Raw genomic sequence first — 22849 nt, forward strand, 5'->3', positions numbered from 1 at the left:
GCCCGGGGTGGCTTCACACCGGGCGATTTTGCTCCCATATGTGGGCCTCACAAGAATCTGCATCGTTGCACCCCGCAGCATGCCGGTTTCGACGAAATCAAGGGTGAGGCATAGGTTGCGCCAGCAATCCGTCCGTAGCCCGATTGTGAATAATTTGATTACTGATTCCGGGTCCGGCACTCGCTCGCAGCGCCCGAATTGGTAGCGCGGAGAATCGCATGGCGTCTGCAGCGGAACAATTGGCTTCCAATCTTAGTTTTTCGACCTTCGCCAAAGCCGAGGATCTCAAGAAGCGCCTGTGGTTCACGCTGGCAGCTCTCCTCGTCTATCGTCTTGGTACGCACATTCCGCTTCCAGGCCTCAATCCCGAAGCCTATGCCCAGGCCTTCCGCGGCCAAGCCGGCGGCATTCTCGGCCTCTTCAACATGTTTTCGGGCGGCGCCGTCGAGCGCATGGCGATCTTTGCGCTCGGCATCATGCCCTATATCTCCGCTTCGATCATCGTGCAGTTGATGACCTCGGTCGTGCCGGCACTCGAAAACCTGAAGAAGGAAGGCGAGCAGGGTCGCAAGATCATCAACCAGTACACCCGCTACGGCACCGTGCTGCTCGGCGCACTGCAGGCCTATGGCATCGCGGTCGGCCTTGAAAGCGGCAGCGGCCTCGTGGTCGATCCGGGCTGGTTCTTCCGTATTTCCACCGTCATCACACTGCTTGGCGGCACGATGTTCCTGATGTGGCTCGGCGAACAGATAACTTCGCGCGGCATCGGCAACGGCATTTCGCTGATCATTTTCGCAGGCATCGCTGCCGGTCTTCCGAGCGCGCTTGCCGGCACGCTCGAACTCGGCCGCACCGGTGCGCTTTCGACGTCGCTGATTCTCGCTGTCATCTTGATCGCAATGGCCGTTATCGCCGTCATCGTCTTCGTCGAGCGCGCCCAGCGCCGGCTGCTGATCCAGTATCCGAAGCGTCAGGTCGGCAACCGGATGTTCCAGGGCGATACCTCGCACCTGCCGCTGAAGCTGAATACCTCGGGCGTCATCCCGGCGATCTTCGCCTCGTCGCTGCTGCTTCTGCCAGCGACCGTCGCGGGCTTTGCCAACACGACGGCTCTGCCGTCCTGGGCGACGGCGATCGTTGCGGCGCTCGGCCACGGCCAACCGCTCTATATGCTGCTCTACGCGGCGCTGATCGCCTTCTTTGCCTTCTTCTACACGGCCATCGTCTTCAATCCGAAGGACACGGCCGACAATCTGAAGAAGCATGGCGGCTTCATTCCCGGCATCCGTCCAGGCGAGCGCACCGCCGAATATATCGATTTCGTCTTGACCCGCATCACGGTCATCGGCGCGATCTATCTCGTGTTCGTCTGCATCCTGCCTGAGATCCTGGTGTCGCAAACCGGCATCCCATTAGCCCTTGGTGGTACTTCGCTTTTGATCGTGGTTAGCGTAACTCTTGATACGGTGGCTCAGATCCAGGGTCATCTGATTGCACAGCAGTACGAAGGCCTGATCAAGAAATCGAAGTTGCGTGGAGGAAAGAGGGGGCGATGAGACTCATACTTTTGGGGCCGCCGGGCGCGGGCAAGGGAACCCAGGCCCAGCGGATCGTGGAGAAGTACGGCATTCCGCAGCTTTCCACGGGTGACATGCTTCGTGCAGCTGTTCACGCCGGAACCGAGGTCGGCAAGCGGGCCGATGCCTTGATGAAGGCGGGCAAGCTTGTGCCCGATGAAGTTGTAAACGCCATCGTCTCCGAGCGCATCGACCAGCCGGACTGTGCGAATGGCTTCATCCTCGACGGTTTCCCCCGGACGCTGATCCAGGCGGATGCCACGGAAGCGATGCTTCGCGCAAAGGGTCTCGACCTTTCCGTCGTCATCGAGTTGAAGGTCAACGACGACGAGCTCATTCGCCGTGTTGCGGGGCGCTATTCATGCGCACAATGCGGCAGTGTCTACCATGACACCGACAAGGCCCCGGAAAGCGAAGGCGTCTGCGACAAGTGCGGTTCGACGCATTTCAAGCGCCGGCCGGACGACAACCCGGAGACGATGACGGCGCGGCTTCAGGTCTATTACAAGGAAACCTCGCCGTTGATCGGCTACTACTACGCCAAGGGGAAGCTCAAGAGCGTGGACGGCATGGCCGACATAGACCGCGTCACTGGCGAGGTCGACACCATCCTTTCGAAGCTTTAAGGCTTTGAAAATAAACTTGGCGGGACCGGTTGCCTTTCAGCGCTGATTCCGCTAAACACCGCGCCAACTCGCGATATTCGATGCGATCGGCGCGGATTTCCCAAAGGAAGTCCGGGTTCGGTCGTTTTGACATGTTACGAACCCAAATTTGAACGAGCGGCCCTTCGGAGGGCGGCATAATCGAAGCCCTCTTGCCGGATGGCAACTGGAACTCAAGGAGAATAGGCGTGGCACGTATCGCTGGCGTCAACATCCCGACTGCGAAGCGCGTCGTTATCGCGCTGACCTATATTCACGGGATCGGTTCGAAATTCGCACAGGAAATCGTCGAAAAGGTCGGCATCCCGGCTGATCGCCGCGTGCACCAGCTCACGGACGCTGAAGTTCTTCAGATCCGCGAAACGATCGACCGCGACTATCAGGTCGAAGGTGATCTTCGTCGCGAAACCTCGATGAACATCAAGCGTCTGATGGACCTCGGCTGCTACCGCGGCCTGCGTCATCGCCGCGGCCTTCCGGTTCGCGGTCAGCGTACCCACACCAATGCCCGCACCCGCAAGGGCCCGGCAAAGGCGATCGCTGGTAAGAAGAAGTAATTTCCGGGAAACCGGGAGTGGGAGGCTGGCGGTCTGCGCCGGCCTCTTTTGAGTTTGGGGCGGGGCCTAGGCGCCGTTCCGGTGTAGCCGCTGGTATTACGGCGGTGAAGATATCCAAGAAAGGGATACAATGGCCAAGGAAGCCGTCCGCGTTCGCCGTCGCGAACGTAAAAACATTTCGTCGGGTGTGGCTCACGTCAACTCGACCTTCAACAACACGATGATCACCATCACTGACGCGCAGGGTAATGCAATCGCCTGGTCGTCCGCTGGTGCCAAGGGCTTTAAGGGTTCGCGCAAGTCGACCCCGTTCGCGGCCCAGATCGCAGCTGAAGATGCTGCCAAGAAGGCGCAGGAACATGGCATGAAGTCGCTGGAAGTCGAAGTTTGCGGTCCGGGTTCTGGTCGTGAATCCGCTCTGCGCGCGCTCCAGGCTGCCGGTTTCATGATCACGTCCATCCGCGACGTGACGCCGATCCCGCACAATGGCTGCCGCCCGCGCAAGAAGCGCCGCGTCTGATCATCGCCACTCACAACACCGGTGAGCGTTTTGTTGACGCTCCCGGTGCTTCTCAAGCTCGGTTGCCACGATTGGATGGTGGCAACGAACGGAAGGCAAAAAAATGATCCAGAAGAACTGGCAGGAATTGATCAAGCCGAACAAGGTCGAGTTCTCTTCGAACTCGCGCATCAAGGCGATGCTCGTTGCAGAGCCGCTGGAGCGCGGTTTCGGCCTGACCCTCGGCAACGCGCTTCGTCGCGTTCTGCTTTCGTCGCTGCGCGGTGCCGCTGTGACGGCCGTGCAGATCGACGGCGTGCTGCACGAATTCTCCTCGATTCCGGGCGTCCGCGAAGACGTGACGGATATCGTGCTCAACATCAAGGAAATTGCCATCAAGATGGATGGCGATGACGCAAAGCGCATGGTCGTCCGCAAGCAGGGCCCGGGCGTTGTGACGGCTGGCGACATCCAGACGGTCGGCGATATCGAAATCCTCAACCCTGAGCATGTCATCTGCACGCTCGACGAGGGTGCCGAGATCCGCATGGAATTCACCGTCAACAACGGCAAGGGCTATGTTCCGGCCGAACGCAATCGTGCGGAAGATGCTCCGATCGGCCTGATCCCGGTCGACAGCCTCTATTCGCCGGTCAAGAAGGTGTCCTACAAGGTTGAAAACACCCGCGAAGGACAGGTTCTCGATTACGACAAGCTGACGATGACCATCGAAACCGATGGCTCGGTTTCCGGCGAAGACGCCGTCGCTTTTGCGGCGCGCATCCTCCAGGACCAGCTTGGCGTCTTCGTCAACTTCGACGAGCCGCAGAAGGAAGCCGAAGAGGAAGCAGTCACCGAGCTCGCTTTCAACCCGGCGCTCCTCAAGAAGGTAGACGAACTCGAACTGTCGGTCCGCTCGGCAAACTGCCTGAAGAACGACAACATCGTCTACATCGGCGACCTCATTCAGAAGACCGAAGCAGAAATGCTCCGCACGCCGAATTTTGGTCGCAAATCGCTGAACGAAATCAAGGAAGTTCTCGCTTCCATGGGCCTGCATCTCGGCATGGAAGTGCCGGCATGGCCGCCTGAGAACATCGAAGATCTCGCCAAGCGATACGAAGACCAGTACTAACCATCAAACGGCGGGCGAGATGCCTGCATGTGAAGGAGAATAGCAATGCGCCACGGTAAAGCCGGCCGCAAGCTGAATAGAACCGCAAGCCACCGCAAGGCGATGTTCGCCAACATGGCGGCTTCGCTCATCACGCATGAGCAGATCGTGACGACCTTGCCGAAGGCAAAGGAAATCCGTCCGATCGTTGAAAAGCTCGTTACCCTCGGCAAGCGCGGCGACCTGCACGCTCGCCGTCAGGCGATCTCGCAGATCAAGGACGCCGCAGTCGTTTCGAAGCTTTTCGACACGATCGCTTCGCGCTACGCAACCCGCAATGGCGGCTACCTGCGTATCATGAAGGCCGGCTTCCGCCAGGGCGATAACGCCGCTCTCGCCGTCATCGAATTCGTTGACCGCGACACCTTCGCCAAGGGCGCAGCCGACAAGGCACGCTCCGCCGCCGAAGAGCAGGCCGTCGCCGCCTAATATTGTCCGGTTCACCGGAAGCAAGCAGCCGGGCCTTTCGAGCCCGGCTGTTCTTGTTTGTCGCTTTTGGACGTGTTGAACGCCGATTGGGCTATGCGAACTGACGATGCCGACGATTTCAACGCGTGGTGGAGCTCATGGGAAATTTACCTGAACTGCTGAGTGAAATCCGCGTTCTCGAAGAGACCCTTCACCGCCCCGAGATGCGCCGTTCAAGAACGGCACTGGAAGAGCTGCTTTCGCAGGATTTCGTAGAGTTCGGCAGTTCCGGGGCAATATATCGCCGTAACGAGATCATCGACCTTCTCGTGCAGGAGAACGACAACGAAGACCCTGGCAAGGTGCTGGCCTACGATTATTCACTCAGCATCATATCTTCGGACGCAGTTTTGCTAACCTATCGCACTCGTCGCACAAGAGAGGACGGATTTGAGCGACATGTCTTGCGCAGCTCAATCTGGAAGCACTTTGAAATTGGATGGCAAATGCTGTTTCACCAAGGGACGGTTATAGCCTGACGCTGCAGGCTCAACCGGCGGTCGCCGCTGCCCGGCTGTCTTGCCGTCCTTGCCCGCGCTTCCTGCTGCGGGCGATCGGCCTCCAGGAACGGTAGAGGATCAACAGGATCAGCAGGCCGACATAAATGTATTGCTCGAGGCTTAAGACCTTGGTCGAGAGGGCGAAGTGCAGCGCGCCGCAGGCTGCGACGATGTAGGCGAGCCGGTGCAGGCGGACCCAGTTCGGGCCGAGGCGGCGGATCGAGAAATTGTTGGATGTCAGCGCAAGCGGAATGAGCAGCGTCAGGCCCGCCATGCCGAACATGATGAAGGGCCGTTTCATGACATCGTCGATGACAGCTTGAATGATCAATGCCTGGTCGAGCACCATGTAGACGGTGAAATGCATTGCGACATAGTAGAAACAGAGCAGGCCGAGGCAACGGCGATAGCGCAGGTAATTCCAGCCGAAGAGATCGCGGGCAGGGCTGACGGCGAGCGTCAGGATCAGGAAGCGGATCGCCCAGATGCCGAGAAACAGTTCGAAGGTCTTGACCGGATCGGCGCCGAGACCGTCCGTTGCGCCGAGGTAGAAATACCAGGCAGCGGGCAGGAGCCCCGCCACGTAGAGCAGCCAGACGGATGCCGGCTGCCAGCGTCTCGCAAGCGTAACCGAGAAATCCGTCATCAGAAATTTGCCTTCAGGTCCATACCGGAATAGAGGCTTGCGACCTCATCGGCGTAACCGTTGAAAGGCAGCGTCGGATGGCGGCTGGCGCCGAAGAAGCCGCTTTCGCCGATGCGCCGTTCGCTCGCCTGGCTCCAGCGGGGATGATCGACTGCCGGATTGACGTTGGCATAGAAGCCGTATTCCTGCGGGTTGGTGACCTGCCAGGTGTTCTTCGGCTGCTGGTCGGTGAGCGTGATCTTTACGATCGACTTGATGCCCTTGAAGCCGTATTTCCACGGCACGACGAGGCGGATGGGCGCACCATTCTGGTTAGGCAGCGTTTCGCCATAGAGACCGACGGCAAGCAGCGCCAGCGGGTGGCGGGCCTCGTCCAGGCGCAGGCCCTCGACATAAGGCCATTCGAGTGACTGGAATATGCCTTTCTGGCCCGGCATCTCGTCCGGCCGGACGACGGTTTCAAAGGCGACGTATTTGGCGCTGCCCAGCGGCTCCACCTTGTCGAGCAGGGCTGCAAGCGGGAAGCCGTCCCATGGGATCACCATCGACCATGCCTCGACACAGCGCATGCGGTAGACGCGCTCCTCGATCGGAAATTCCTTGATCAGGGCCTCGATATCGAAGGTGCCCGGTTTGCCGACCATGCCGTCGACCTTGACGGTCCAGGGCAGGGGCTTGAAGTCGCCGGAAAGGGCCGCGGGATCTCCCTTGTCGAGGCCGAATTCGTAGAAGTTGTTATAGGTCGTCACATCCTTCAGCGGCGTCGTTTTTTCATCGACCTTGTACTTGCTCTCAATGACGGAAAGTGCCGCAGCGCTCGCCTTACCAGCCCCATAGAGCGCCATGGCGCCGAGCGTTGCAGCGCCAAGGAACTCGCGGCGGCGGAGATAGACTTGGCGCGGCGTGACCTCCGAAGACGGGATCTTTGACGGATGATAAGCCGGCATTTCGAAATCCTCCTGGGCGGGAACGGCCCGATATCTCAATAAACGCATCATGAGCGTCTTTGGATGACTGTGTAGGCCTTGAAGATTGCTTTCGGGAAGCCAATTTTTTGTGTTCGGGTGTGATGGAATAGACTGTAACAGAAGACTGCGATCCACCGTATATGCCAGATGGGCGCAAATGGGCGGCGTACCGGATTTGCCCTTGCCGGTAGTGACAGTCCCGGCTGATTGGATTAGGACAATTCCAAAATGCAGCGGCTGCCCGGCCTGCAAGCTTTCTTGCCGTCCCGCATCGTCCGCGCAATTTCCGCGAAGCAAGGAAGAAACCGATGCCAGCTTACCGTTCCAGAACCACGACTCACGGCCGCAACATGGCGGGCGCGCGCGGCCTTTGGCGCGCGACGGGCATGAAGGACGCGGATTTCGGCAAGCCGATCATCGCGGTGGTGAATTCCTTCACCCAGTTCGTGCCGGGCCACGTGCATCTGAAGGACCTCGGCCAGCTTGTCGCCCGCGAGATCGAAGCGGCCGGTGGCGTTGCCAAGGAATTCAACACGATCGCTGTCGACGATGGCATCGCCATGGGCCATGACGGCATGCTCTATTCGCTGCCGTCGCGCGAGCTGATCGCCGACAGCGTCGAATACATGGTCAACGCCCATTGCGCCGACGCCATGGTCTGCATCTCAAACTGCGACAAGATCACCCCGGGCATGCTGATGGCGTCGCTGCGCCTCAACATCCCGTCAGTCTTTGTTTCCGGCGGCCCGATGGAAGCAGGCAAGGTCGTGCTGCAGGGCAAGAAGCATGCGCTCGATCTGGTCGATGCCATGGTTGCCGCCGCTGACGACAAGATCAGCGACGAGGATGTTCAGACGATCGAGCGCTCGGCCTGTCCGACCTGCGGCTCGTGCTCCGGCATGTTTACGGCCAATTCCATGAACTGCCTGACAGAAGCGCTCGGCCTGTCGCTGCCCGGCAACGGCTCGACGCTTGCAACCCATGCCGACCGCAAGCGCCTCTTCGTCGAGGCCGGGCACCTGATCGTCGATCTCGCCCGCCGATACTACGAGCAGGACGACGTCAAGGCGCTGCCGCGCACGATCGCTTCGAAGCGGGCCTTTGAAAACGCCATGGCGCTCGATATCGCCATGGGCGGTTCGACCAATACCGTTCTGCACATCCTGGCTGCCGCCCATGAAGGCGAGGTCGATTTCACACTGGCCGACATCGACGCGCTGTCGCGCCGCGTGCCGTGCCTTTCCAAGGTCGCGCCGGCCAAGGCCGACGTGCACATGGAAGACGTCCACCGCGCCGGCGGCATCATGTCGATCCTCGGCGAGTTGGACAAAGGCGGTCTGCTCAACCGCGACTGCCCGACCGTTCATGCCGAGACGCTGGGTGATGCTATCGACCGCTGGGATATCACCCGTACCAGCAGCGAGACGGTTCGCGACTTCTACCTCGCGGCCCCCGGCGGCATCCCGACCCAGGTCGCCTTCAGCCAGAGCGCCCGCTGGGAAGAGCTGGATACCGACCGGGAAAAGGGCGTCATCCGCTCGGTCGAGCATCCGTTCTCGAAGGATGGCGGCCTGGCTGTCCTCAAGGGTAACCTCGCGCTCGACGGCTGCATCGTGAAGACGGCGGGTGTCGATGAATCGATCCTGAAATTCTCCGGTCCGGCCAAGGTCTACGAAAGCCAGGATGCTGCGGTGAAAGCCATCCTCGGCAATGAGGTGGTCGCGGGCGACGTCGTCGTCATCCGCTACGAGGGCCCAAAGGGCGGCCCCGGCATGCAGGAAATGCTCTATCCGACGAGCTATTTGAAGTCGAAGGGCCTCGGCAAGGCGTGCGCGCTGATCACCGACGGCCGCTTCTCCGGCGGCACCTCCGGCCTCTCGATCGGCCACGTTTCGCCGGAAGCGGCCAACGGTGGCACGATCGGCTTGGTGCGCCCGGGTGACATGATCGATATCGACATCCCGAACCGCACGATCAGCCTGCGCATCAGCGACGCTGAACTTGCGACCCGCCGTTTTGAGCAGGAAGAGAAGGGCTGGCATCCGGCCGAACACCGCAAGCGCAATGTCACGACGGCGCTGAAGGCCTATGCGGCTTTCGCGACCAGCGCGGACCGCGGCGCGGTGCGCGATCTCGGCGGCCGCTGACAACTGCAAGTCTTGATCAGGAAACGGCTGCCTTGCGGAATGCGGGCGCCGTTTTGCCTGGCTGTCCAAGGCAATACGGAATGCCTTCCTCTGCAGAGGGCTTTGCAGGCGCGGCTATAGCGGCCGGTTGATGTTTTTGTAGGTCTCGTCAAGCTGTTTCATCCGCTCGTCATAGGCGGCCTTGATGCAGGCGGCATCAGCCCCGCATTCCTGGCGCTTCTTCAGCCAGGCCGTTTGCTCGTCCTGCAGCGTGCCGCGCGAGCCCATGGCGAGCAGGCCTGAAAGAAGGTCGAACGTCGTCGTCATCTTCACGTCGGCATCATTGAGCGCGCGGTTGTCGCAGATCACCTTTTCGTCCGGCTTCAGCTCTTTTGCATCGCAGTCGAAGCTCGCGGCTTCCGCGGCGCCAGAGCTCAAAGATGCAGCGGACAAGGCAATTATGGCAAGGGTGAGGGAACGTCTCATGCAAATCTTCCTGCTTCAGGGAGGTAGCGCCTCAAAGGAACGCCAGTACCAGAAAGATGAAGCAGCAAGTCCAGACGGCAAGGACGAAAAGGAGCCCCGCTCTGCTACTGGCCGGACGGCTGGCGCGCAATGCGGCCTCCTTGCGGAGTTCGGCCATGATCTGCGGCGGGACGAGCTTGACGGCCAACAGAATGCCGAGCGGCACGATGACGAGGTCGTCGAGATAGCCGAGGACGGGCACGAAATCCGGGATCAGATCGATAGGTGAAAGCGCATAGGCCGCCACTGCTGCAGCCGTCGCTTTTGCAAGCCACGGAACGCGTGGGTCGCGGGCGGCAAGCCATAATGCGGCAATGTCACGCCTCAGTGACTTCGTCCATGTTTTCGCTTTTGATATCAATTTCATGCCGCAAGTTCCTCACGTGCTTTCAAACCTGCCTTAATCCTTCATGCTTCCGCCCTCTTTCCTTTCTAACGTCCAGCGCTACAACACTTTCTCAATACGAATTCAGAAGGGATTCCAATGCAAGGCCTGTTGAAACGCGCTTCCATTTCGCTCTTTGCGCTGGTCGTCGCTTTGCCGTTCGGCGCAGATGCGCAGGACGCGAAGGCGGTGCCGCAAAGCCAGGCGGAACTGCAGCTTTCCTTCGCGCCGCTCGTCAAGCAGACGTCGGGCGCCGTGGTGAATGTCTACGCAGAGAAGATCATCCAGCGCCAATCTCCCTTCGCAGGCGACCCTTTCTTCGAGCAATTCTTCGGCCAGCAGATGCCGAATCGCACCGAAAAGCAATCCTCGCTCGGCTCTGGCGTCATCGTTGAAGCGAACGGCACAGTGGTGACGAATAATCACGTCATCGAGGGTGCGGACGACATCAAGGTGGCGCTGTCGGACGGCCGCGAGTTCCCGTGCAAGGTCGTGCTGCGTGACGACCGGCTCGATCTCGCGGTGCTGAGGATCGAAACCAAGGCGAGCTTCCCGACGCTGGCGATCGGCAATTCGGATGCCGTCGAGGTCGGCGATCTCGTGCTTGCGATCGGCAATCCCTTCGGCGTCGGCCAGACGGTGACGAGCGGCATCGTTTCGGCGCTTGCGCGCAACCAGGTCGTCAAGAACGAGTTCGGCTTCTTCATTCAAACCGACGCGTCGATCAATCCAGGCAATTCGGGCGGTGCGCTGATGAACATGAAGGGTGAACTGATCGGCATCAATACGGCGATCTTCTCGCGCGGCGGCGGCTCGAACGGTATCGGCTTCGCAATCCCCGCCAATCTGGTGAAGGTGTTCCTGGCATCGGCCGACGCTGGCGTGAAGTCGTTCGAACGTCCCTATGTCGGTGCCACCTTCGACGCGGTGACCTCCGAGGTTGCAGAGGCGCTCGGTCTCGACAAGGCACGCGGCGCACTGATCGTGAAAGTGACGGATGGCGGTCCTGCATCCAAGGCGGGTTTGAGAGCCGGCGAGATCGTCACGGCGGTGAACGGCGTTCCGGTCGAGCATCCCGACGCGCTTCTCTATCGTCTGACGACGGCGGGCCTCGGCAGCTCCGTCAACCTGACCGTGGCCGAGAATGGCGGCGAACAGCAGGTGGCGCTGAAGCTCGACCGGGCGCCGGAACCCTCGCCGCGTGACCAGCGCACGATTGGCGGGCGCACGCCCTTCACCGGTACTGTCGTCGAGAACCTGTCGCCGCGCGTCGCCGACGAGCTTCGCATGCCGACGGAATCGACCGGTGTCGTCGTTGCCGATGTGAAGGATGGCTCGCCTGCAGCGCGTCTCGGCTTCGAGCCGAAGGACATCATCGTTTCGATCAATGGCGCACCGGTACAGACAACGGAGGAGTTGGAACAGATGGCCGACGCGGACCCGGGTTTCTGGCGCGTCGAGATCGAGCGCGAGGGCCAGCGGATAAGGCAGTTCTTCCGATGAGCGACGATCTCTTCGCACCGCGTGTTCCAGAGGAGGTCGCCAACAGGCGGCCTCTCGCCGATCGGCTCCGGCCACAGACGATTGCCGAAGTCACCGGCCAGGAACACCTGACGGGCGAGGACGGCGTATTGCGCCGGATGATCGCAAGCGGCTCGCTCGGCTCCATGATCTTCTGGGGACCGCCCGGCACCGGCAAGACGACCGTTGCCCGGCTGCTTTCCGGTGAAGCGGGCCTCGCCTTCGAACAGATCTCGGCGATCTTCTCCGGCGTCGCCGACCTGAAGAAGGTTTTCGACACCGCGCGCCTGCGGCGCATGGACGGCCGCCAGACGCTGCTTTTCGTCGACGAAATCCACCGCTTCAACCGTGCCCAGCAGGATAGCTTCCTGCCGGTCATGGAAGACGGCACCATCATCCTCGTCGGTGCCACCACAGAGAATCCGTCCTTCGAACTCAATGCCGCTCTCTTGTCTCGCGCACGCGTTCTGACCTTCAAATCGCATGATGAAGAAAGCCTGGAAGAACTGCTGAAGCGCGCCGAGACAGCCGAAGGCAAGGCGCTGCCGCTGACGGCGGATGCACGCGCCAGCCTCTTGCGCATGGCAGACGGCGACGGCCGTGCCGTACTGACACTTGCCGAGGAGGTCTGGCGCGCCGCCCGCGACGGTGAGACGTTCGATACCGAAGCGCTGACGCGCATCGTGCAGCGCCGTGCCCCGGTCTATGACAAGGCGCAGGACGGCCACTACAATCTCATCTCCGCGCTGCATAAGTCCGTGCGCGGCTCCGATCCGGATGCAGCGCTCTACTATCTCGCCCGCATGTTCGATGCCGGCGAGGACCCGCTCTATCTCGGGCGGCGGCTGGTGCGCATGGCGGTGGAGGATATCGGCCTTGCCGATCCGCAGGCGCTGGTCATCTGCAATGCCGCCAAGGACGCCTATGATTACCTTGGGTCACCGGAAGGTGAATTGGCATTCGCACAGGCCTGCGTCTATCTGGCGACCGCCCCGAAATCCAATGCCGTCTACACTGCTTTCAAGGCCGCCACGCAGGCGGCGAAAGAGAACGGCTCGCTGCTGCCGCCGAAGCATATCCTGAACGCGCCGACCAAGCTGATGAAGGGCGAAGGTTACGGCGAGGGCTATCGCTACGACCACGACGAGCCCGACGCCTTTTCGGGCCAGGACTATTTTCCGGAGAAGATGGGCCGCCAGACCTTCTACGATCCGCCGGAGCGCGGCTTCGAGCGCGATATCCGCAAACGGCTGGAATATTGGGCGAAGCTCAGAAAGGAGCGCAATCCGCGCTAGTTGCCATCCGGTGACTTTTATGACGCGTGCTTCTGTCCCGCCGGCGCGGCAATCACCTTCACTGCGGATTCGGCAAGCCCGTGATGGCCTTCCATGTCCACGATCAGATGCCAGCGGCCGCTTTCGGGAATGGCGAGCCTGATGGGCGATTTTTTGGCAACTCCGCCGATATACCTGAAATCGAGAACCTCGGTGAAGCGCTGATAGTTCGGCCCCGTCATCAGCCGCACATTGTTCACCGCATTCAGTGCCACCTCGATAACGGTTCCGGCGCGCTGCTCGTGAAGATCATAATGGGTAAAGCGGAAGTTCGGTTTTAGCATCGGTCTTTGCGGATTAAATGTCTATTGCCGCTAATGTTAGGGGACGCCGGTTAAGGAAGAGTTGGGCTGCGCGAGGGCGTAAGGCGCCGGACGCTGCTGCTCTAGGACTGCGGGAGCAGCGCAGGCAGTGCTTCGGGCATCTTACCTCACGACAACTGCCAGAGATTGGCGATGATGACGTAGAGTTCGACAAAGGCAAGCACGATGCCGAAGATCATCAGGATTTGCGCCGTCCGGCGTTCGCGCATCTGGCGCGCTCCGGTCTTGTGGCGCGAAGGAGGAAACGAAAAGGGCGAAAACATCAGACGCATGGCATTTCACCTTTGCATGATGCCGAAGGCTACCGCCGATGCGGATAGGAAATCCATTCGCGCTCACGGGTGAAGATATATGAATGTCATAAAACGTCTGGCAGGTGCCGGAACAGTCTACCGCTGGTTCTCCCGATCGAGCTGCGAGACCAGCGCGAATACCGTTTCGGAGACCGGCGTCGGCACCGACACGAGCCGTCCCAGCGTGATGATCATGCCGGTGAGAGGCACGATTTCGAGCGGCTTTCCGGCCAAAAGATCCTGCAGCATCGAGGTGCGCACTGCGCCTACGTGCCGGGATTGCTCGAGCCGCTCTTCGATGGTGCTGTCAAAGCGAGCGCCAAGCGCGCGGCCGACGGTGCGCACTTCGGTCATCACCTTGCCGACGGTTTCGGCAAGCGCCGGATTGGCCATGATGTCGGTCATCAAGGCTCGCGTCAGGGCGCTGATCGGATTGAAGGCGGCGTTGCCAGTAAGCTTGTTCCAGATTTCGTCGCGGATGCGCTGCGTGGCCGTAATACTGAGGCCGGCGCGGGAGAAGAGCGCGGCGATCGCATCGAGATCGGCGGATGGTTCACCGCACGGCTCGCCCAGGATGAAGCGGCCATCGTTCGAGAGCTTCACCTGGCCGGGATTGATCACTTCCGCGCCCTGATAGGCAACGCAGCCGATGACGCGTTGCGGACCGATCAGGCGCCAGAGCCGGCCGCCCGGATCGAGGTCCTCCAACTGCAGTTCGGCATGCGGGCTTTGCCTGTCGCGGTGAAAATACCACCACGGAATGCCGTTCAGGATCATGACGACACGCGTTCGGTCCTTCAGCAGGTTGGCGATGCCTTCGGCTGCCGGGCCAAGCTGATGGCCCTTAAGACCCGTAACGATCAGATCCTGCGGCGGAAGCGCCGATGGATCATCCGTTGCGGTGATACGGGCGTTGATCGGCGTCTCGGAGCCGGCCTCGAAGAGGTCAAGGCCATTCTTCCTCATCGCATCGAGATGGGCGCCTCGCGCAACCACGGAGATCGTTGCTCCGGTGCCGAGTCCGGCTGCAAGCTTCACCGCCATGGCACCGCCAAGCGCGCCGGCGCCATAGATACAGATAGTCCTGAAAGGCATTGGGAGGGCTCCGCGCGATCATTGCTGTCGCGCTAGACTTAGGACGCACTCGCGCGATGGCGAGCGAAAATTATCGCTTCATGACCGATTTTTGACGCCTGCGTCAATGGGACGTGACGTCCGCAACAAGCTCATTGCGGCGGAGCTCATCGATCGCGGCAACCGCGTCCTCTGCCGACCATCCGGCGCGGACGGCAGCGGCGATCATCTTCACCTCCACCTCCTGCTCCAGAGCCAGAAAGAGCGGTTCCAGCGCTTCCTGGACTGTCAGAATATGCTCGCGCGGCGAGGCGATAGTCTGGCTTGCGGCTGACAAAGGCATCTCAGCAGTTCTCCTCCCGGCGAATTATTCATGAATCTCTACAACTATGCCACCAAGAAAAAAGTTCCATGGGGTATTCAGAAAGCATACGGCTTGTTCTTTCGCCCTGCCTCTGCCTTGTTGCTTGCTTAGCCTGACACTCGATTCGGTTTGCCGCAACGAGGGCGGGACGAGAGATGGCATCAAAGGAGAATATGATGACGGACGCCAAGAGCGGGATTTCGGGATTGCGGCCGCGGATCACGGTGATCGGCGTTGGCGGCGGCGGCGGCAATGCCATCAACAACATGATCTCCGAAAATCTGGAAGGTGTCGACTTCATCGCCGCCAATACGGATGCTCAGGTGCTGGCAACGTCCAAGGCGTCGCGCCGCATTCAGCTCGGCGCGCACGTGACTGAGGGGCTCGGTGCCGGATCGTTGCCGGAAGTCGGCCGTGCAGCGGCCGAAGAATCGATCGACGAGATCATGGATCACCTGGCAGGTTCGCATATGTGCTTCGTCACCGCCGGCATGGGCGGTGGCACCGGCACGGGTGCTGCGCCAGTGATTGCGCATGCGGCACGCTCAGCCGGCATCCTGACGGTCGGCGTCGTCACCAAGCCCTTCACCTTCGAGGGCAACCGGCGCCTGAGGACGGCGGATATCGGCATCGAGGCGCTGCGCCAGGCGGCCGATACCGTAATCGTCATTCCGAACCAGAACCTTTTCCGCATCGCCGATGCGAAGACCACCTTCGCTGACGCCTTCATGACCGCCGACCGCGTACTCTTTGCCGGTGTCGGCTGCATCACTGACCTGATCGTCAAGGAAGGCCTGATCAATCTCGACTTCGCCGACGTCAAATCGGTGATGCGCGGCATGGGCCGGGCGATGATGGGGACCGGTGAGTCATCCGGCGACGAGCGCGCGCTGAAGGCGGCCGAAGCGGCGATCGCCAATCCCTTGCTCGACGACATCTCGATGAAGGGCGCCAAGGGCGTGCTGATCTCGATTTCCGGCGGTTCGGACATGACGCTCTTCGAAGTGGACGAGGCCGCAAGCCGCATCCGCGACGAGGTGCAGGATGACGCCGACATCGTCGTCGGCGCGATCTTCGACCGCAATCTCGACGGCAAGTTCCGCGTGTCCGTCGTCGCAACGGGCCTCGACGCTGAGCTCTCCGCATCTGCACCGGATGCCGTCGCTCAGCGGATCCATACGCGCACGCTTCAATAAGACGCAATTTCGCTCCGCCTCGGATTTTCCTCAGGCGGAGCGAAATTACTGGCAGCAGTTTCGTCAAGCGGCGGCGTCTGCTTGAAAATCCGTCGAGACGGCGAGTTCGCGCCATTCGGCAAGCTCTTTGGCAACGCTCGCATTCTGCTCCTCGATCTTCGCGACTGTATCGCTGCCGAAGGGCATGCGGAGCGGCGGGTTTGCCGCGTTCGCAAGGGTGATGATGCCGGCTGCGAGCCTTGCCGGGTCGCCCGGCTGGGCATGGTTTGCATCGGCTGCGAAATCGCGCATGTTGCCGGCCGGCGTGCCGATATAGTCCGGGATCGAGGCCGGGCTGACCGCCAGCGAGTTGTCGGCGAGGAAATCGGTGCGGAAGAAGCCGGGCTCGACGATCGTCACCTTGATGCCGAAGGGCTCGAGTTCGGCGGCCAGGGATTCCGACAGGCCTTCGATGGCGAACTTGGTCGAACCATAGACGCCCCAGCCGGGATAGCCGAAATAGCCGCCGATCGAGGAAAAGTTCAAGATATGTCCCGAACGCTGGCGGCGCATATAGGGCAGGACGGCACGGGTGACCTTCAGGAGGCCGAAGACATTGGTGGCGTAAAGCCTTTCGACTTCCTCGGCGGTTGCTTCCTCGACGGCGCCGAGCAGGCCGTAACCGGCATTGTTAGCGAGGACGTCGATGCGGCCGAAGCGTTCGACGGCTTTTGCAGCGGCTTCCTTCGCTTGTCCCTCATCGGTGACGTCAAGGGCGACCGCGACAAGGTTCGGGCGGTCGCCGAACTTATCGGTCACGTTCTTCGGATTGCGGGCTGTGGCGACGACCGCATCGCCGGCTGCAAGCGCTTCCTTCGTCATCAGCGCGCCGAAGCCGCGGGATGCACCAGTGATGAACCAGACTTTCATGACACGTTCCTTTCAAGCTCTACGGTTCCTGGGTGTCTGCATCTTCTGTGCCGACGGGAGGAATTTGACTGAAAACTGGTTGCTGTATAAGATTTGTTATTATCGAAACTATGATGAGTGAAATTCAGCAATGCGCGCCACCGAGCTTTCCGAACTGGCAGCTTTTGCCGCCGTTGCCCGGCACCGGAGCTTCAGAAAGGCGGGCGAGGAGAGGGGCGTCACGGCCTCCGCCGTCAGCCATGCGGTTCTCAATCTCGAGGACAGGACCGGCGTCCGGCTTTTGAACCGCACGACGCGCAGCGTCTCGCTGACGGAGGCGGGCGAACTCCTGAAGTCGCATCTCGATTCGGCCTTTGGCGAGATCACCGCAGCGCTCGATGCGCTGAACCGGTTTCGTGACACGCCCTTCGGCAAGGTCAGGATCAACGTTCCGAATTCGATCGCGCCTTTCGTGATCGGCCGCGTGATCGGCCCGTTGCTCGAAAAGAATCCGAACCTGCAGCTCGAAATCAGTGCCACCGACCGCCTGATCGATATTGTCGAGCAAGGTTTCGATGGCGGGATAAGGTTTGGGGAGCGGGTGACGGAGGGCATGATCGCCTTGCGCATCAAGCCGCGGCTGCGCCTGGTGGTCGTCGGTTCGCCCGCCTATTTCGAGCGGCGGCCGAAGCCGGTGACACCGCACGACTTGAAGCGTCATCTCTGTATCCAGAACATGTTTCCCTCCGGCGCGCGTTACCCATGGGATTTCGAGAAGGACGGGCAGGCGATTACCTTCCACCCGGCCGGCCCGCTTTCGCTCGACGACCACGAACTGATGACCCACGCGGCCCTGGGCGGCGTGGCGCTCGCCTATGTCTGGGAAGATCGCGTGGAGAAGATGATCGCGGCCGGCGAACTCATCCAGGTGCTCGACGACTGGTGCCAACCGGAAGAGCCGCTCTACCTCTACTACCCCAGCCGGCGCCACATGCCGGCGGGGTTCAGGGCAGTGATAGAAGCGATGAAGGCGGAATAGCGCCAGGCGTTCTGGGCTCTGGGGCACCTCTTGCCGCGATGACCTCATCAAGACAACTGGCGAGAGGACAGAGCGGCGGCTCATGCGCAGCAGTCCTCAATGGTGCCGGCGGGTCTGACCCGCCGATAGGGCTTTTCCTCGCAGTCCGATGTCGGCCAGGCGCTGCAATTGCGGCACCAATCCCAAGTGTCTTTGCCCTTGCTCTTCCGATCTGCCATGTCCGCCCTCCCGTAGATTGGCGCGAGGAGGTAAAACGGCAGGCTTGCCTCAGGCGAGCCCCGTGACCGGGCGGCCGACGGTGAGTGCCTTGCGGAGATTGGGGTCGAGCCGTTCGGCATAGACATGGTCCGGTGCCGCACCCAGTGCATCCAGCATCTTCGAGAAGAAGCAGCGGGCTGCCGCCGCCGCGGTGATGTCGAAGATCTCGGCATCGGTGAGCTGGTGCTTTTTCAACCCGTCGACATCCTGCTGCGTCACCGAGGTCGCGTCGCGCACCACTTTGGCGGCAAAGGCCATGACGGCGCGCTCGACGGCATCGATCGGCGCCTTTTCCGTCTCGTTCGCCACGGCCGCCAGCCCGTCATTGGTGAAGCCCTCGCGCAACAGCACGGAACCGTGCGCTAGCATGCAATACGAGGACTTGAGCTCCTTGGCCGCCGCCAGCGTCACCAGCTCGTAGCGCCTGGGGCTCATATGACTGCGGATGCTCGAAAGCAGGGCACCCCAGTTCTCCATCACCTCGGGCCGGTGCCCGAAGGCGCGGTACATGTTTGGCAGATAGCCATAGTTCGTTTCGGCGGACGCGTACATGGACGCGGTCTTCTCGCTGGCGGACGCGTCGGGGGTGTGGATGAAGGGCATGGCTTGATCCTCCTCTATCATGCATGAAGGATAGGCGGAAAAACGCGGACGGCAATCTGCGGGACGGTCTTTGTGCGCGCCGGCGTGCTTGGAGTTCGGCGGAGCCTCGAAATGGCAGGGTCCGCCGCCGCCCGGCTCATGACGCCGGCCACTTCCAGTTTCTGACCTCGGGCATGTCCTCGCCATATTCCCGGACGTAGGCGTGGTGTTCGGCGAGTTTCAGATGCAGCCGGTCGAGGACGTCCGGCACCTTCTCCTTCAATCCCGGCACGCGCTCGATGGCCTCGATGGCGAGATGGAAGCGGTCGAGCTCGTTCAGCACCGTCATGTCGAAAGGCGTCGTCGTCGTTCCTTCCTCGATGAAGCCGCGCACGTGGATGTTTTCGTGGTTTGTGCGTTTATAGGTCAGCCGGTGGATGAGATAGGGATAGCCGTGATAGGCGAAGATCACCGGCTTGTCCTTTGTGAAGATGCGGTCGAATTCACCGTGCTCCAGGCCGTGCGGATGCTGCTCCTTGGCCTGCAGCGCCAAAAGGTCGACGACGTTGACGACGCGCATTTTCATATCGGGGATCATCTCGCGAAGGAGGCTGACGGCGGCAAGCGTTTCCATCGTCGGCACGTCGCCGGCGCAGGCCATGATCACGTCGGGCGCGATCGTGTTGTCCTCGTTGCTAGCCCATTCCCAGATGCCGATCCCGGCCTTGCAGTGCTTGATCGCCTCATCCATCGTCAGATATTGCGGCTCCGGCTGCTTTCCTGCGACGATGACGTTGACGCGGTCGTAGGTCTTCAGGCAATGGTCGCCGACCCAGAGCAGTGTGTTGGCGTCCGGCGGCAGGTAGATGCGGACAATATCGGCCTTCTTGTTGGCGACGAGATCGACGAAGCCCGGATCCTGATGGGAAAAGCCGTTGTGATCCTGCCGCCAGACATGCGAGGTGAGCAGGTAGTTGAGGGAGGATATCGGCTTTCGCCACGCCAGTTCGCGGGTGACCTTCAGCCATTTGGCGTGCTGGTTGAACATCGAGTCGACGATGTGGATGAAGGCTTCGTAGCACGAGAACAGGCCGTGCCGTCCGGTCAGAAGGTAGCCCTCCAGCCAGCCCTGGCAGAGATGTTCGCTCAGGACCTCCATGACGCGGCCGTCGCGGGAAAGATGCACGTCATAGGGCTCGATGTTCTCCATCCAAACGCGGTCCGTCGCCTCGAAGACGCTGCCGAGGCGGTTCGAGTCCGTTTCGTCGGGGCCGAAGATGCGGAAATTCGCGTTCTTGGCATTGAGTTTCAGCACATCGCGCAGGTACTGACCGAAAATTTCGGTCGACTGCACCGCCTGGCTGCCACGGTCCCCGATCTTGATCTCGTAATCGCCGATATTGGGGACGGAAAGCTCCTTGCGCAACAGGCCGCCATTGGCGTGCGGGTTTGCCCCCATCCGGCGGTTTCCCTTGGGCGCCAGCGCCTGCAGGTCGTCTTTCAGGCGTCCGTCCGCATCGAACAAGTTTTCCGGCTCGTAGCTGCGCATCCAGTCTTCGAGGATCTTCCGGTGGCCGTCGTCGCCGCGGCAGTTGGAGACCGGCACCTGATGGGCGCGCCAGAAGCCCTCGACCTTCTTGCCGTCGACTTCCTTGGGCCCCGTCCAGCCTTTCGGGCTGCGAAGCACGATCATCGGCCAGCGCGGCGTGCCGGCGCCGCCTGAGCGCGCTTTCGCCTGGATGTCCCTGATCTGGTCGAACACTGCGTCGAAGGCGGCCGCCATCTTGCTGTGCATGTCGGCCGGCTCGTGTCCCTCGACGAAGAAGGGCTGGTAGCCATATCCCTGGAAGAGATCGCGCAGATCAGCGTTGCTGGCGCGGGCAAGAATCGTGGGGTTAGCGATCTTGTAGCCGTTGAGATGCAGAATCGGCAGCACCGCGCCGTCGCGGGCAGGGTTCAGGAACTTGTTCGAATGCCAGCTGGCGGCAAGCGGGCCGGTTTCGGCCTCGCCGTCGCCGACGACACAGGCGACGGTCAGCTCCGGATTGTCGAAGGCGGCGCCATAGGCATGGACGAGGGCGTAGCCGAGCTCGCCGCCTTCATGAATCGAGCCGGGCGTTTCGGGTGCTGCATGGCTTGGAATACCGCCGGGAAAGGAAAACTGGCGGAAGAGCTTTTGCATGCCGTCCGCATCCTCGGAAATATCCGGATAGATTTCGCTATAGGTGCCTTCGAGATAGGTGTTGGCAACCATGCCCGGCCCGCCATGGCCGGGTCCGCACATATAGATGATGTCGAGGTCACGGGCACGGATCATCCGGTTGAGGTGGACATAGATGAAGTTCAGTCCCGGCGTCGTGCCCCAGTGGCCGAGCAGGCGCGGCTTGATATGCTCGGGCTTCAGCGGTTCGCGCAAAAGCGGGTTATCCAAGAGGTAGATCTGGCCGACGGAGAGATAGTTGGCCGCCCGCCAGTAGCGGTCGAGCAAAGCGAGATCGGCGCCGGAAAGCGTGGAAGGGACGGTGTTCGAGGCGTGCTGTTCCATGGGTTTTCACCTGTTCGAAACGTATTCAGGTTCAACTCTAGCGGCTTGCGCCGGGCCGGTTCTTGATCTGGATCACCCCGCGCGGAGAATGGCGAGCGCCTCGTCGGCGATTACCTGCTCCTCGTCGGTGGGGATGACGAGCGCGGCAATCCTGCTGTCCGGCGCGCTGATGACCGTTATGTTGGCCTCGTTCCGGCCATCGTCGAGATGAAGGCCCATCCAGCGGAGATGGGCAGCGACGCGGCGCCTGATTTCCGGCTGGTTTTCGCCGATGCCGGCGGTGAAGACGATCGCGTCCAGGCCGCCGAGCGTCACCGACATGCGGCCGATCTCGCTGGCGATGCGGAAGCAGAAGAGGTCGATCGCCTGGGCAGCTTCCGGCCGCACGTCCTTCAGAAGATCCCGGGTATCCCCGCTGATGCCGGAGACGCCCAGCATGCCGCAGGCATGATAGAGGAAGTGTTCCAGCTCGCTTTGATCGCGCGTTCCCTTGCGCATGAGATAGAGGAGGGCGCCTGGATCAAGCGACCCCGGCCGCGTTGCCATCGGGATGCCGTCAAGGGCCGAGAACCCCATGCTGCAATCGCGGCTGATGCCGCCTTGCAGGGCGCAGAGGCTGGCTCCGCTGCCGAGGTGAGCGGCCACGACCTTTCCGCCGGCCTCCGGCGCCTGTCGTTTGAGCGCGCCGGCGATGAATTTGTAAGACAGGCCGTGGAAGCCGTAGCGGCGCAAGCCCTCGTCATGCAGCGATCGCGGGATCGCCAGGCGCCGGACGAGATCGTCCTGCGTCGCGTGGAAGGCGGTGTCGAACGATGCCGTCTGCAGAATGTCGGGTCGCAGATCCTGCAGCGCGCGGATCACCCGAAGCGCCTGCGGCTGGTGCAGTGGGGCGAGCGGAACCATCGCCTCGATGTCGCAGATCGTCTGCGCGTCGAGCGCGGCGGCCTCACGAAACCGAAGGCCGCCATGGACGACGCGATGGGAGGCGAGCTTCAGGGAGCCGGGTGGCAGTTGAGCCAGCAGGTGATCCAACGAGCCTTCGATGACCTCGGCAAACCGATCGCCATTGTCGCCCGAAAGCGGGCGCTCGAAGCTGTCGTCCCCCAGCCAATAGCGCAGGACGAGCGCGCTGTCGTCGAAGTCGATCTTTCCCTTGCCGATCGGCCGGGCGGCGCCCGTGCCGGCATCGAAGATGCCGATCTTGAGCGTCGATGATCCGGCATTGAAGGTCAGGCAGACTCTGTCGGCATCCATGCTTGCCTCTGCGCACTGAGGAACGGCCGCAAGAACTGCCGCCGTTTCGTTATCTAGGGCCCTTCACCCTCGCGTAAACCACGGT

24 protein-coding genes are annotated in these 22849 nt (G+C 61.3%); 12 read left to right on the top strand and 12 right to left on the bottom strand.

The features are described 5' to 3' along the window. Window positions 1–218 precede the first annotated feature (218 nt). The 7 genes from secY (at window position 219) to RGR602_RS07915 (ending at window position 5422) form a co-directional block, all read left to right on the top strand. On the top strand, window positions 219–1559 hold the full coding sequence (gene secY, locus RGR602_RS07885; protein WP_039844643.1) for a preprotein translocase subunit SecY: 1341 nt from the start codon (window positions 219–221) through the stop codon (window positions 1557–1559). Continuing rightward, window positions 1556–2206, top strand: a complete 651-nt coding sequence (locus RGR602_RS07890; RefSeq protein WP_039844644.1) for an adenylate kinase — start codon at window positions 1556–1558, stop codon at window positions 2204–2206. The genes secY and RGR602_RS07890 overlap by 4 nt, the downstream gene beginning before the upstream one ends. Before the next feature lie 227 nt (window positions 2207–2433). Further along, window positions 2434–2802 carry a 30S ribosomal protein S13 gene (gene rpsM / locus RGR602_RS07895; RefSeq protein ID WP_022718373.1) on the top strand — a complete coding sequence of 123 codons (369 nt, stop codon included), beginning with the start codon at window positions 2434–2436 and terminating at the stop codon, window positions 2800–2802. A gap of 130 nt (window positions 2803–2932) precedes the next feature. After that, on the top strand, window positions 2933–3322 hold the full coding sequence (gene rpsK / locus RGR602_RS07900) for a 30S ribosomal protein S11 (protein WP_022718372.1): 390 nt from the start codon (window positions 2933–2935) through the stop codon (window positions 3320–3322). Window positions 3323–3425: 103 nt separating this feature from the next. Beyond that, the gene (locus RGR602_RS07905) at window positions 3426–4436 is read left to right on the top strand and encodes a DNA-directed RNA polymerase subunit alpha (RefSeq protein ID WP_039844645.1); all 1011 of its coding nucleotides are present in this window, start codon (window positions 3426–3428) and stop codon (window positions 4434–4436) included. A 45-nt stretch (window positions 4437–4481) separates the two neighbouring features. Next, the gene (gene rplQ / locus RGR602_RS07910) at window positions 4482–4904 is read left to right on the top strand and encodes a 50S ribosomal protein L17 (RefSeq protein ID WP_039844646.1); all 423 of its coding nucleotides are present in this window, start codon (window positions 4482–4484) and stop codon (window positions 4902–4904) included. Between the two features lie 137 nt (window positions 4905–5041). Beyond that, window positions 5042–5422, top strand: a complete 381-nt coding sequence (locus RGR602_RS07915) for a nuclear transport factor 2 family protein (protein WP_039846714.1) — start codon at window positions 5042–5044, stop codon at window positions 5420–5422. A 10-nt stretch (window positions 5423–5432) separates the two neighbouring features. Here the strand turns inward: RGR602_RS07915 and msrQ are convergent, their stop codons facing one another. Together msrQ and msrP are read right to left on the bottom strand one after the other, a co-directional pair. Beyond that, on the bottom strand, window positions 5433–6089 hold the full coding sequence (msrQ, locus tag RGR602_RS07920; RefSeq protein WP_039844647.1) for a protein-methionine-sulfoxide reductase heme-binding subunit MsrQ: 657 nt from the start codon (window positions 6087–6089) through the stop codon (window positions 5433–5435). Further along, window positions 6089–7036, bottom strand: a complete 948-nt coding sequence (gene msrP / locus RGR602_RS07925) for a protein-methionine-sulfoxide reductase catalytic subunit MsrP (RefSeq protein WP_039844648.1) — start codon at window positions 7034–7036, stop codon at window positions 6089–6091. The genes msrQ and msrP overlap by 1 nt, the downstream gene beginning before the upstream one ends. 329 nt (window positions 7037–7365) lie before the next feature. On the opposite strand from msrP, the gene ilvD reads away from it, so the two are divergent. Beyond that, window positions 7366–9204 (top strand): dihydroxy-acid dehydratase, encoded by a 1839-nt coding sequence (gene ilvD / locus RGR602_RS07930; protein WP_039844649.1) that lies wholly within the window; start codon window positions 7366–7368, stop codon window positions 9202–9204. Between the two features lie 114 nt (window positions 9205–9318). Here the strand turns inward: ilvD and RGR602_RS07935 are convergent, their stop codons facing one another. Together RGR602_RS07935 and RGR602_RS07940 are read right to left on the bottom strand one after the other, a co-directional pair. Continuing rightward, a complete protein-coding gene (locus RGR602_RS07935; RefSeq protein WP_052451504.1) occupies window positions 9319–9669 on the bottom strand; it encodes a lysozyme inhibitor LprI family protein in 351 nt (116 codons plus the stop codon). 31 nt (window positions 9670–9700) lie between these two features. After that, a complete protein-coding gene (locus RGR602_RS07940; protein ID WP_039844650.1) occupies window positions 9701–10075 on the bottom strand; it encodes a YkvA family protein in 375 nt (124 codons plus the stop codon). 117 nt (window positions 10076–10192) lie between these two features. Between RGR602_RS07940 and RGR602_RS07945 the strand changes: the two genes are divergently transcribed. Beyond that, window positions 10193–11596 carry a DegQ family serine endoprotease gene (locus RGR602_RS07945; protein WP_039844651.1) on the top strand — a complete coding sequence of 468 codons (1404 nt, stop codon included), beginning with the start codon at window positions 10193–10195 and terminating at the stop codon, window positions 11594–11596. After that, window positions 11593–12909, top strand: a complete 1317-nt coding sequence (locus RGR602_RS07950) for a replication-associated recombination protein A (protein ID WP_039844652.1) — start codon at window positions 11593–11595, stop codon at window positions 12907–12909. Before RGR602_RS07945 ends, RGR602_RS07950 begins: the two co-directional genes overlap by 4 nt. Window positions 12910–12926: 17 nt before the next feature. On the opposite strand, the gene RGR602_RS07955 is transcribed toward RGR602_RS07950, so the two are convergent. The 4 genes from RGR602_RS07955 to RGR602_RS07965 form a co-directional block, all read right to left on the bottom strand. Next, window positions 12927–13232 carry a DUF1883 domain-containing protein gene (locus tag RGR602_RS07955; protein ID WP_039844653.1) on the bottom strand — a complete coding sequence of 102 codons (306 nt, stop codon included), beginning with the start codon at window positions 13230–13232 and terminating at the stop codon, window positions 12927–12929. 146 nt (window positions 13233–13378) lie between these two features. After that, window positions 13379–13543 (bottom strand): hypothetical protein, encoded by a 165-nt coding sequence (locus tag RGR602_RS36990; RefSeq protein ID WP_170251109.1) that lies wholly within the window; start codon window positions 13541–13543, stop codon window positions 13379–13381. A gap of 117 nt (window positions 13544–13660) precedes the next feature. Next, the gene (locus RGR602_RS07960; protein WP_039844654.1) at window positions 13661–14659 is read right to left on the bottom strand and encodes a ketopantoate reductase family protein; all 999 of its coding nucleotides are present in this window, start codon (window positions 14657–14659) and stop codon (window positions 13661–13663) included. Between the two features lie 103 nt (window positions 14660–14762). Next, window positions 14763–14981, bottom strand: coding sequence for a hypothetical protein (locus RGR602_RS07965; RefSeq protein WP_039844655.1), 219 nt, complete (start codon window positions 14979–14981; stop codon window positions 14763–14765). Window positions 14982–15178: 197 nt separating this feature from the next. Between RGR602_RS07965 and ftsZ the strand changes: the two genes are divergently transcribed. Further along, window positions 15179–16198 carry a cell division protein FtsZ gene (ftsZ, locus tag RGR602_RS07970; protein WP_039846716.1) on the top strand — a complete coding sequence of 340 codons (1020 nt, stop codon included), beginning with the start codon at window positions 15179–15181 and terminating at the stop codon, window positions 16196–16198. A gap of 63 nt (window positions 16199–16261) precedes the next feature. Here ftsZ and RGR602_RS07975 read toward each other — a convergent pair whose 3' ends face one another. Further along, complete coding sequence (locus RGR602_RS07975) at window positions 16262–17107, bottom strand: oxidoreductase (RefSeq protein WP_039844656.1); 846 nt, start codon at window positions 17105–17107, stop codon at window positions 16262–16264. A 130-nt stretch (window positions 17108–17237) separates the two neighbouring features. Between RGR602_RS07975 and RGR602_RS07980 the strand changes: the two genes are divergently transcribed. Continuing rightward, the gene (locus RGR602_RS07980) at window positions 17238–18125 is read left to right on the top strand and encodes a LysR family transcriptional regulator (protein WP_039844657.1); all 888 of its coding nucleotides are present in this window, start codon (window positions 17238–17240) and stop codon (window positions 18123–18125) included. A gap of 267 nt (window positions 18126–18392) precedes the next feature. Here the strand turns inward: RGR602_RS07980 and RGR602_RS07985 are convergent, their stop codons facing one another. From RGR602_RS07985 to RGR602_RS07995, 3 genes are all read right to left on the bottom strand, one after another. Further along, window positions 18393–18986, bottom strand: a complete 594-nt coding sequence (locus tag RGR602_RS07985) for a carboxymuconolactone decarboxylase family protein (protein ID WP_039844658.1) — start codon at window positions 18984–18986, stop codon at window positions 18393–18395. A gap of 136 nt (window positions 18987–19122) precedes the next feature. Beyond that, a complete protein-coding gene (locus RGR602_RS07990) occupies window positions 19123–21510 on the bottom strand; it encodes a phosphoketolase family protein (protein WP_039844659.1) in 2388 nt (795 codons plus the stop codon). Window positions 21511–21582: 72 nt separating this feature from the next. Further along, window positions 21583–22764, bottom strand: coding sequence for an acetate/propionate family kinase (locus tag RGR602_RS07995; protein WP_039844660.1), 1182 nt, complete (start codon window positions 22762–22764; stop codon window positions 21583–21585). Between the last annotated feature and the right edge of the window lie 85 nt (window positions 22765–22849).

The organism is Rhizobium gallicum bv. gallicum R602sp, from assembly GCF_000816845.1.
Lineage (GTDB): Bacteria > Pseudomonadota > Alphaproteobacteria > Rhizobiales > Rhizobiaceae > Rhizobium > Rhizobium gallicum.

Coding starts and splice junctions, on each gene's coding strand:
- secY (WP_039844643.1), top strand. CDS start 219: ATGGCGTCTGCAGCGGAACAATTGGCTTCCAATCTTAGTTTTTCGACC.
- RGR602_RS07890 (WP_039844644.1), top strand. CDS start 1,556: ATGAGACTCATACTTTTGGGGCCGCCGGGCGCGGGCAAGGGAACCCAG.
- rpsK (WP_022718372.1), top strand. CDS start 2,933: ATGGCCAAGGAAGCCGTCCGCGTTCGCCGTCGCGAACGTAAAAACATT.
- RGR602_RS07905 (WP_039844645.1), top strand. CDS start 3,426: ATGATCCAGAAGAACTGGCAGGAATTGATCAAGCCGAACAAGGTCGAG.
- rplQ (WP_039844646.1), top strand. CDS start 4,482: ATGCGCCACGGTAAAGCCGGCCGCAAGCTGAATAGAACCGCAAGCCAC.
- RGR602_RS07915 (WP_039846714.1), top strand. CDS start 5,042: ATGGGAAATTTACCTGAACTGCTGAGTGAAATCCGCGTTCTCGAAGAG.
- msrQ (WP_039844647.1), bottom strand. CDS start 6,089: ATGACGGATTTCTCGGTTACGCTTGCGAGACGCTGGCAGCCGGCATCC.
- msrP (WP_039844648.1), bottom strand. CDS start 7,036: ATGCCGGCTTATCATCCGTCAAAGATCCCGTCTTCGGAGGTCACGCCG.
- ilvD (WP_039844649.1), top strand. CDS start 7,366: ATGCCAGCTTACCGTTCCAGAACCACGACTCACGGCCGCAACATGGCG.
- RGR602_RS07935 (WP_052451504.1), bottom strand. CDS start 9,669: ATGAGACGTTCCCTCACCCTTGCCATAATTGCCTTGTCCGCTGCATCT.
- RGR602_RS07940 (WP_039844650.1), bottom strand. CDS start 10,075: ATGAAATTGATATCAAAAGCGAAAACATGGACGAAGTCACTGAGGCGT.
- RGR602_RS07945 (WP_039844651.1), top strand. CDS start 10,193: ATGCAAGGCCTGTTGAAACGCGCTTCCATTTCGCTCTTTGCGCTGGTC.
- RGR602_RS07950 (WP_039844652.1), top strand. CDS start 11,593: ATGAGCGACGATCTCTTCGCACCGCGTGTTCCAGAGGAGGTCGCCAAC.
- RGR602_RS07955 (WP_039844653.1), bottom strand. CDS start 13,232: ATGCTAAAACCGAACTTCCGCTTTACCCATTATGATCTTCACGAGCAG.
- RGR602_RS36990 (WP_170251109.1), bottom strand. CDS start 13,543: ATGCGTCTGATGTTTTCGCCCTTTTCGTTTCCTCCTTCGCGCCACAAG.
- RGR602_RS07960 (WP_039844654.1), bottom strand. CDS start 14,659: ATGCCTTTCAGGACTATCTGTATCTATGGCGCCGGCGCGCTTGGCGGT.
- RGR602_RS07965 (WP_039844655.1), bottom strand. CDS start 14,981: ATGCCTTTGTCAGCCGCAAGCCAGACTATCGCCTCGCCGCGCGAGCAT.
- ftsZ (WP_039846716.1), top strand. CDS start 15,179: ATGACGGACGCCAAGAGCGGGATTTCGGGATTGCGGCCGCGGATCACG.
- RGR602_RS07975 (WP_039844656.1), bottom strand. CDS start 17,107: ATGAAAGTCTGGTTCATCACTGGTGCATCCCGCGGCTTCGGCGCGCTG.
- RGR602_RS07980 (WP_039844657.1), top strand. CDS start 17,238: ATGCGCGCCACCGAGCTTTCCGAACTGGCAGCTTTTGCCGCCGTTGCC.
- RGR602_RS07985 (WP_039844658.1), bottom strand. CDS start 18,986: ATGCCCTTCATCCACACCCCCGACGCGTCCGCCAGCGAGAAGACCGCG.
- RGR602_RS07990 (WP_039844659.1), bottom strand. CDS start 21,510: ATGGAACAGCACGCCTCGAACACCGTCCCTTCCACGCTTTCCGGCGCC.
- RGR602_RS07995 (WP_039844660.1), bottom strand. CDS start 22,764: ATGGATGCCGACAGAGTCTGCCTGACCTTCAATGCCGGATCATCGACG.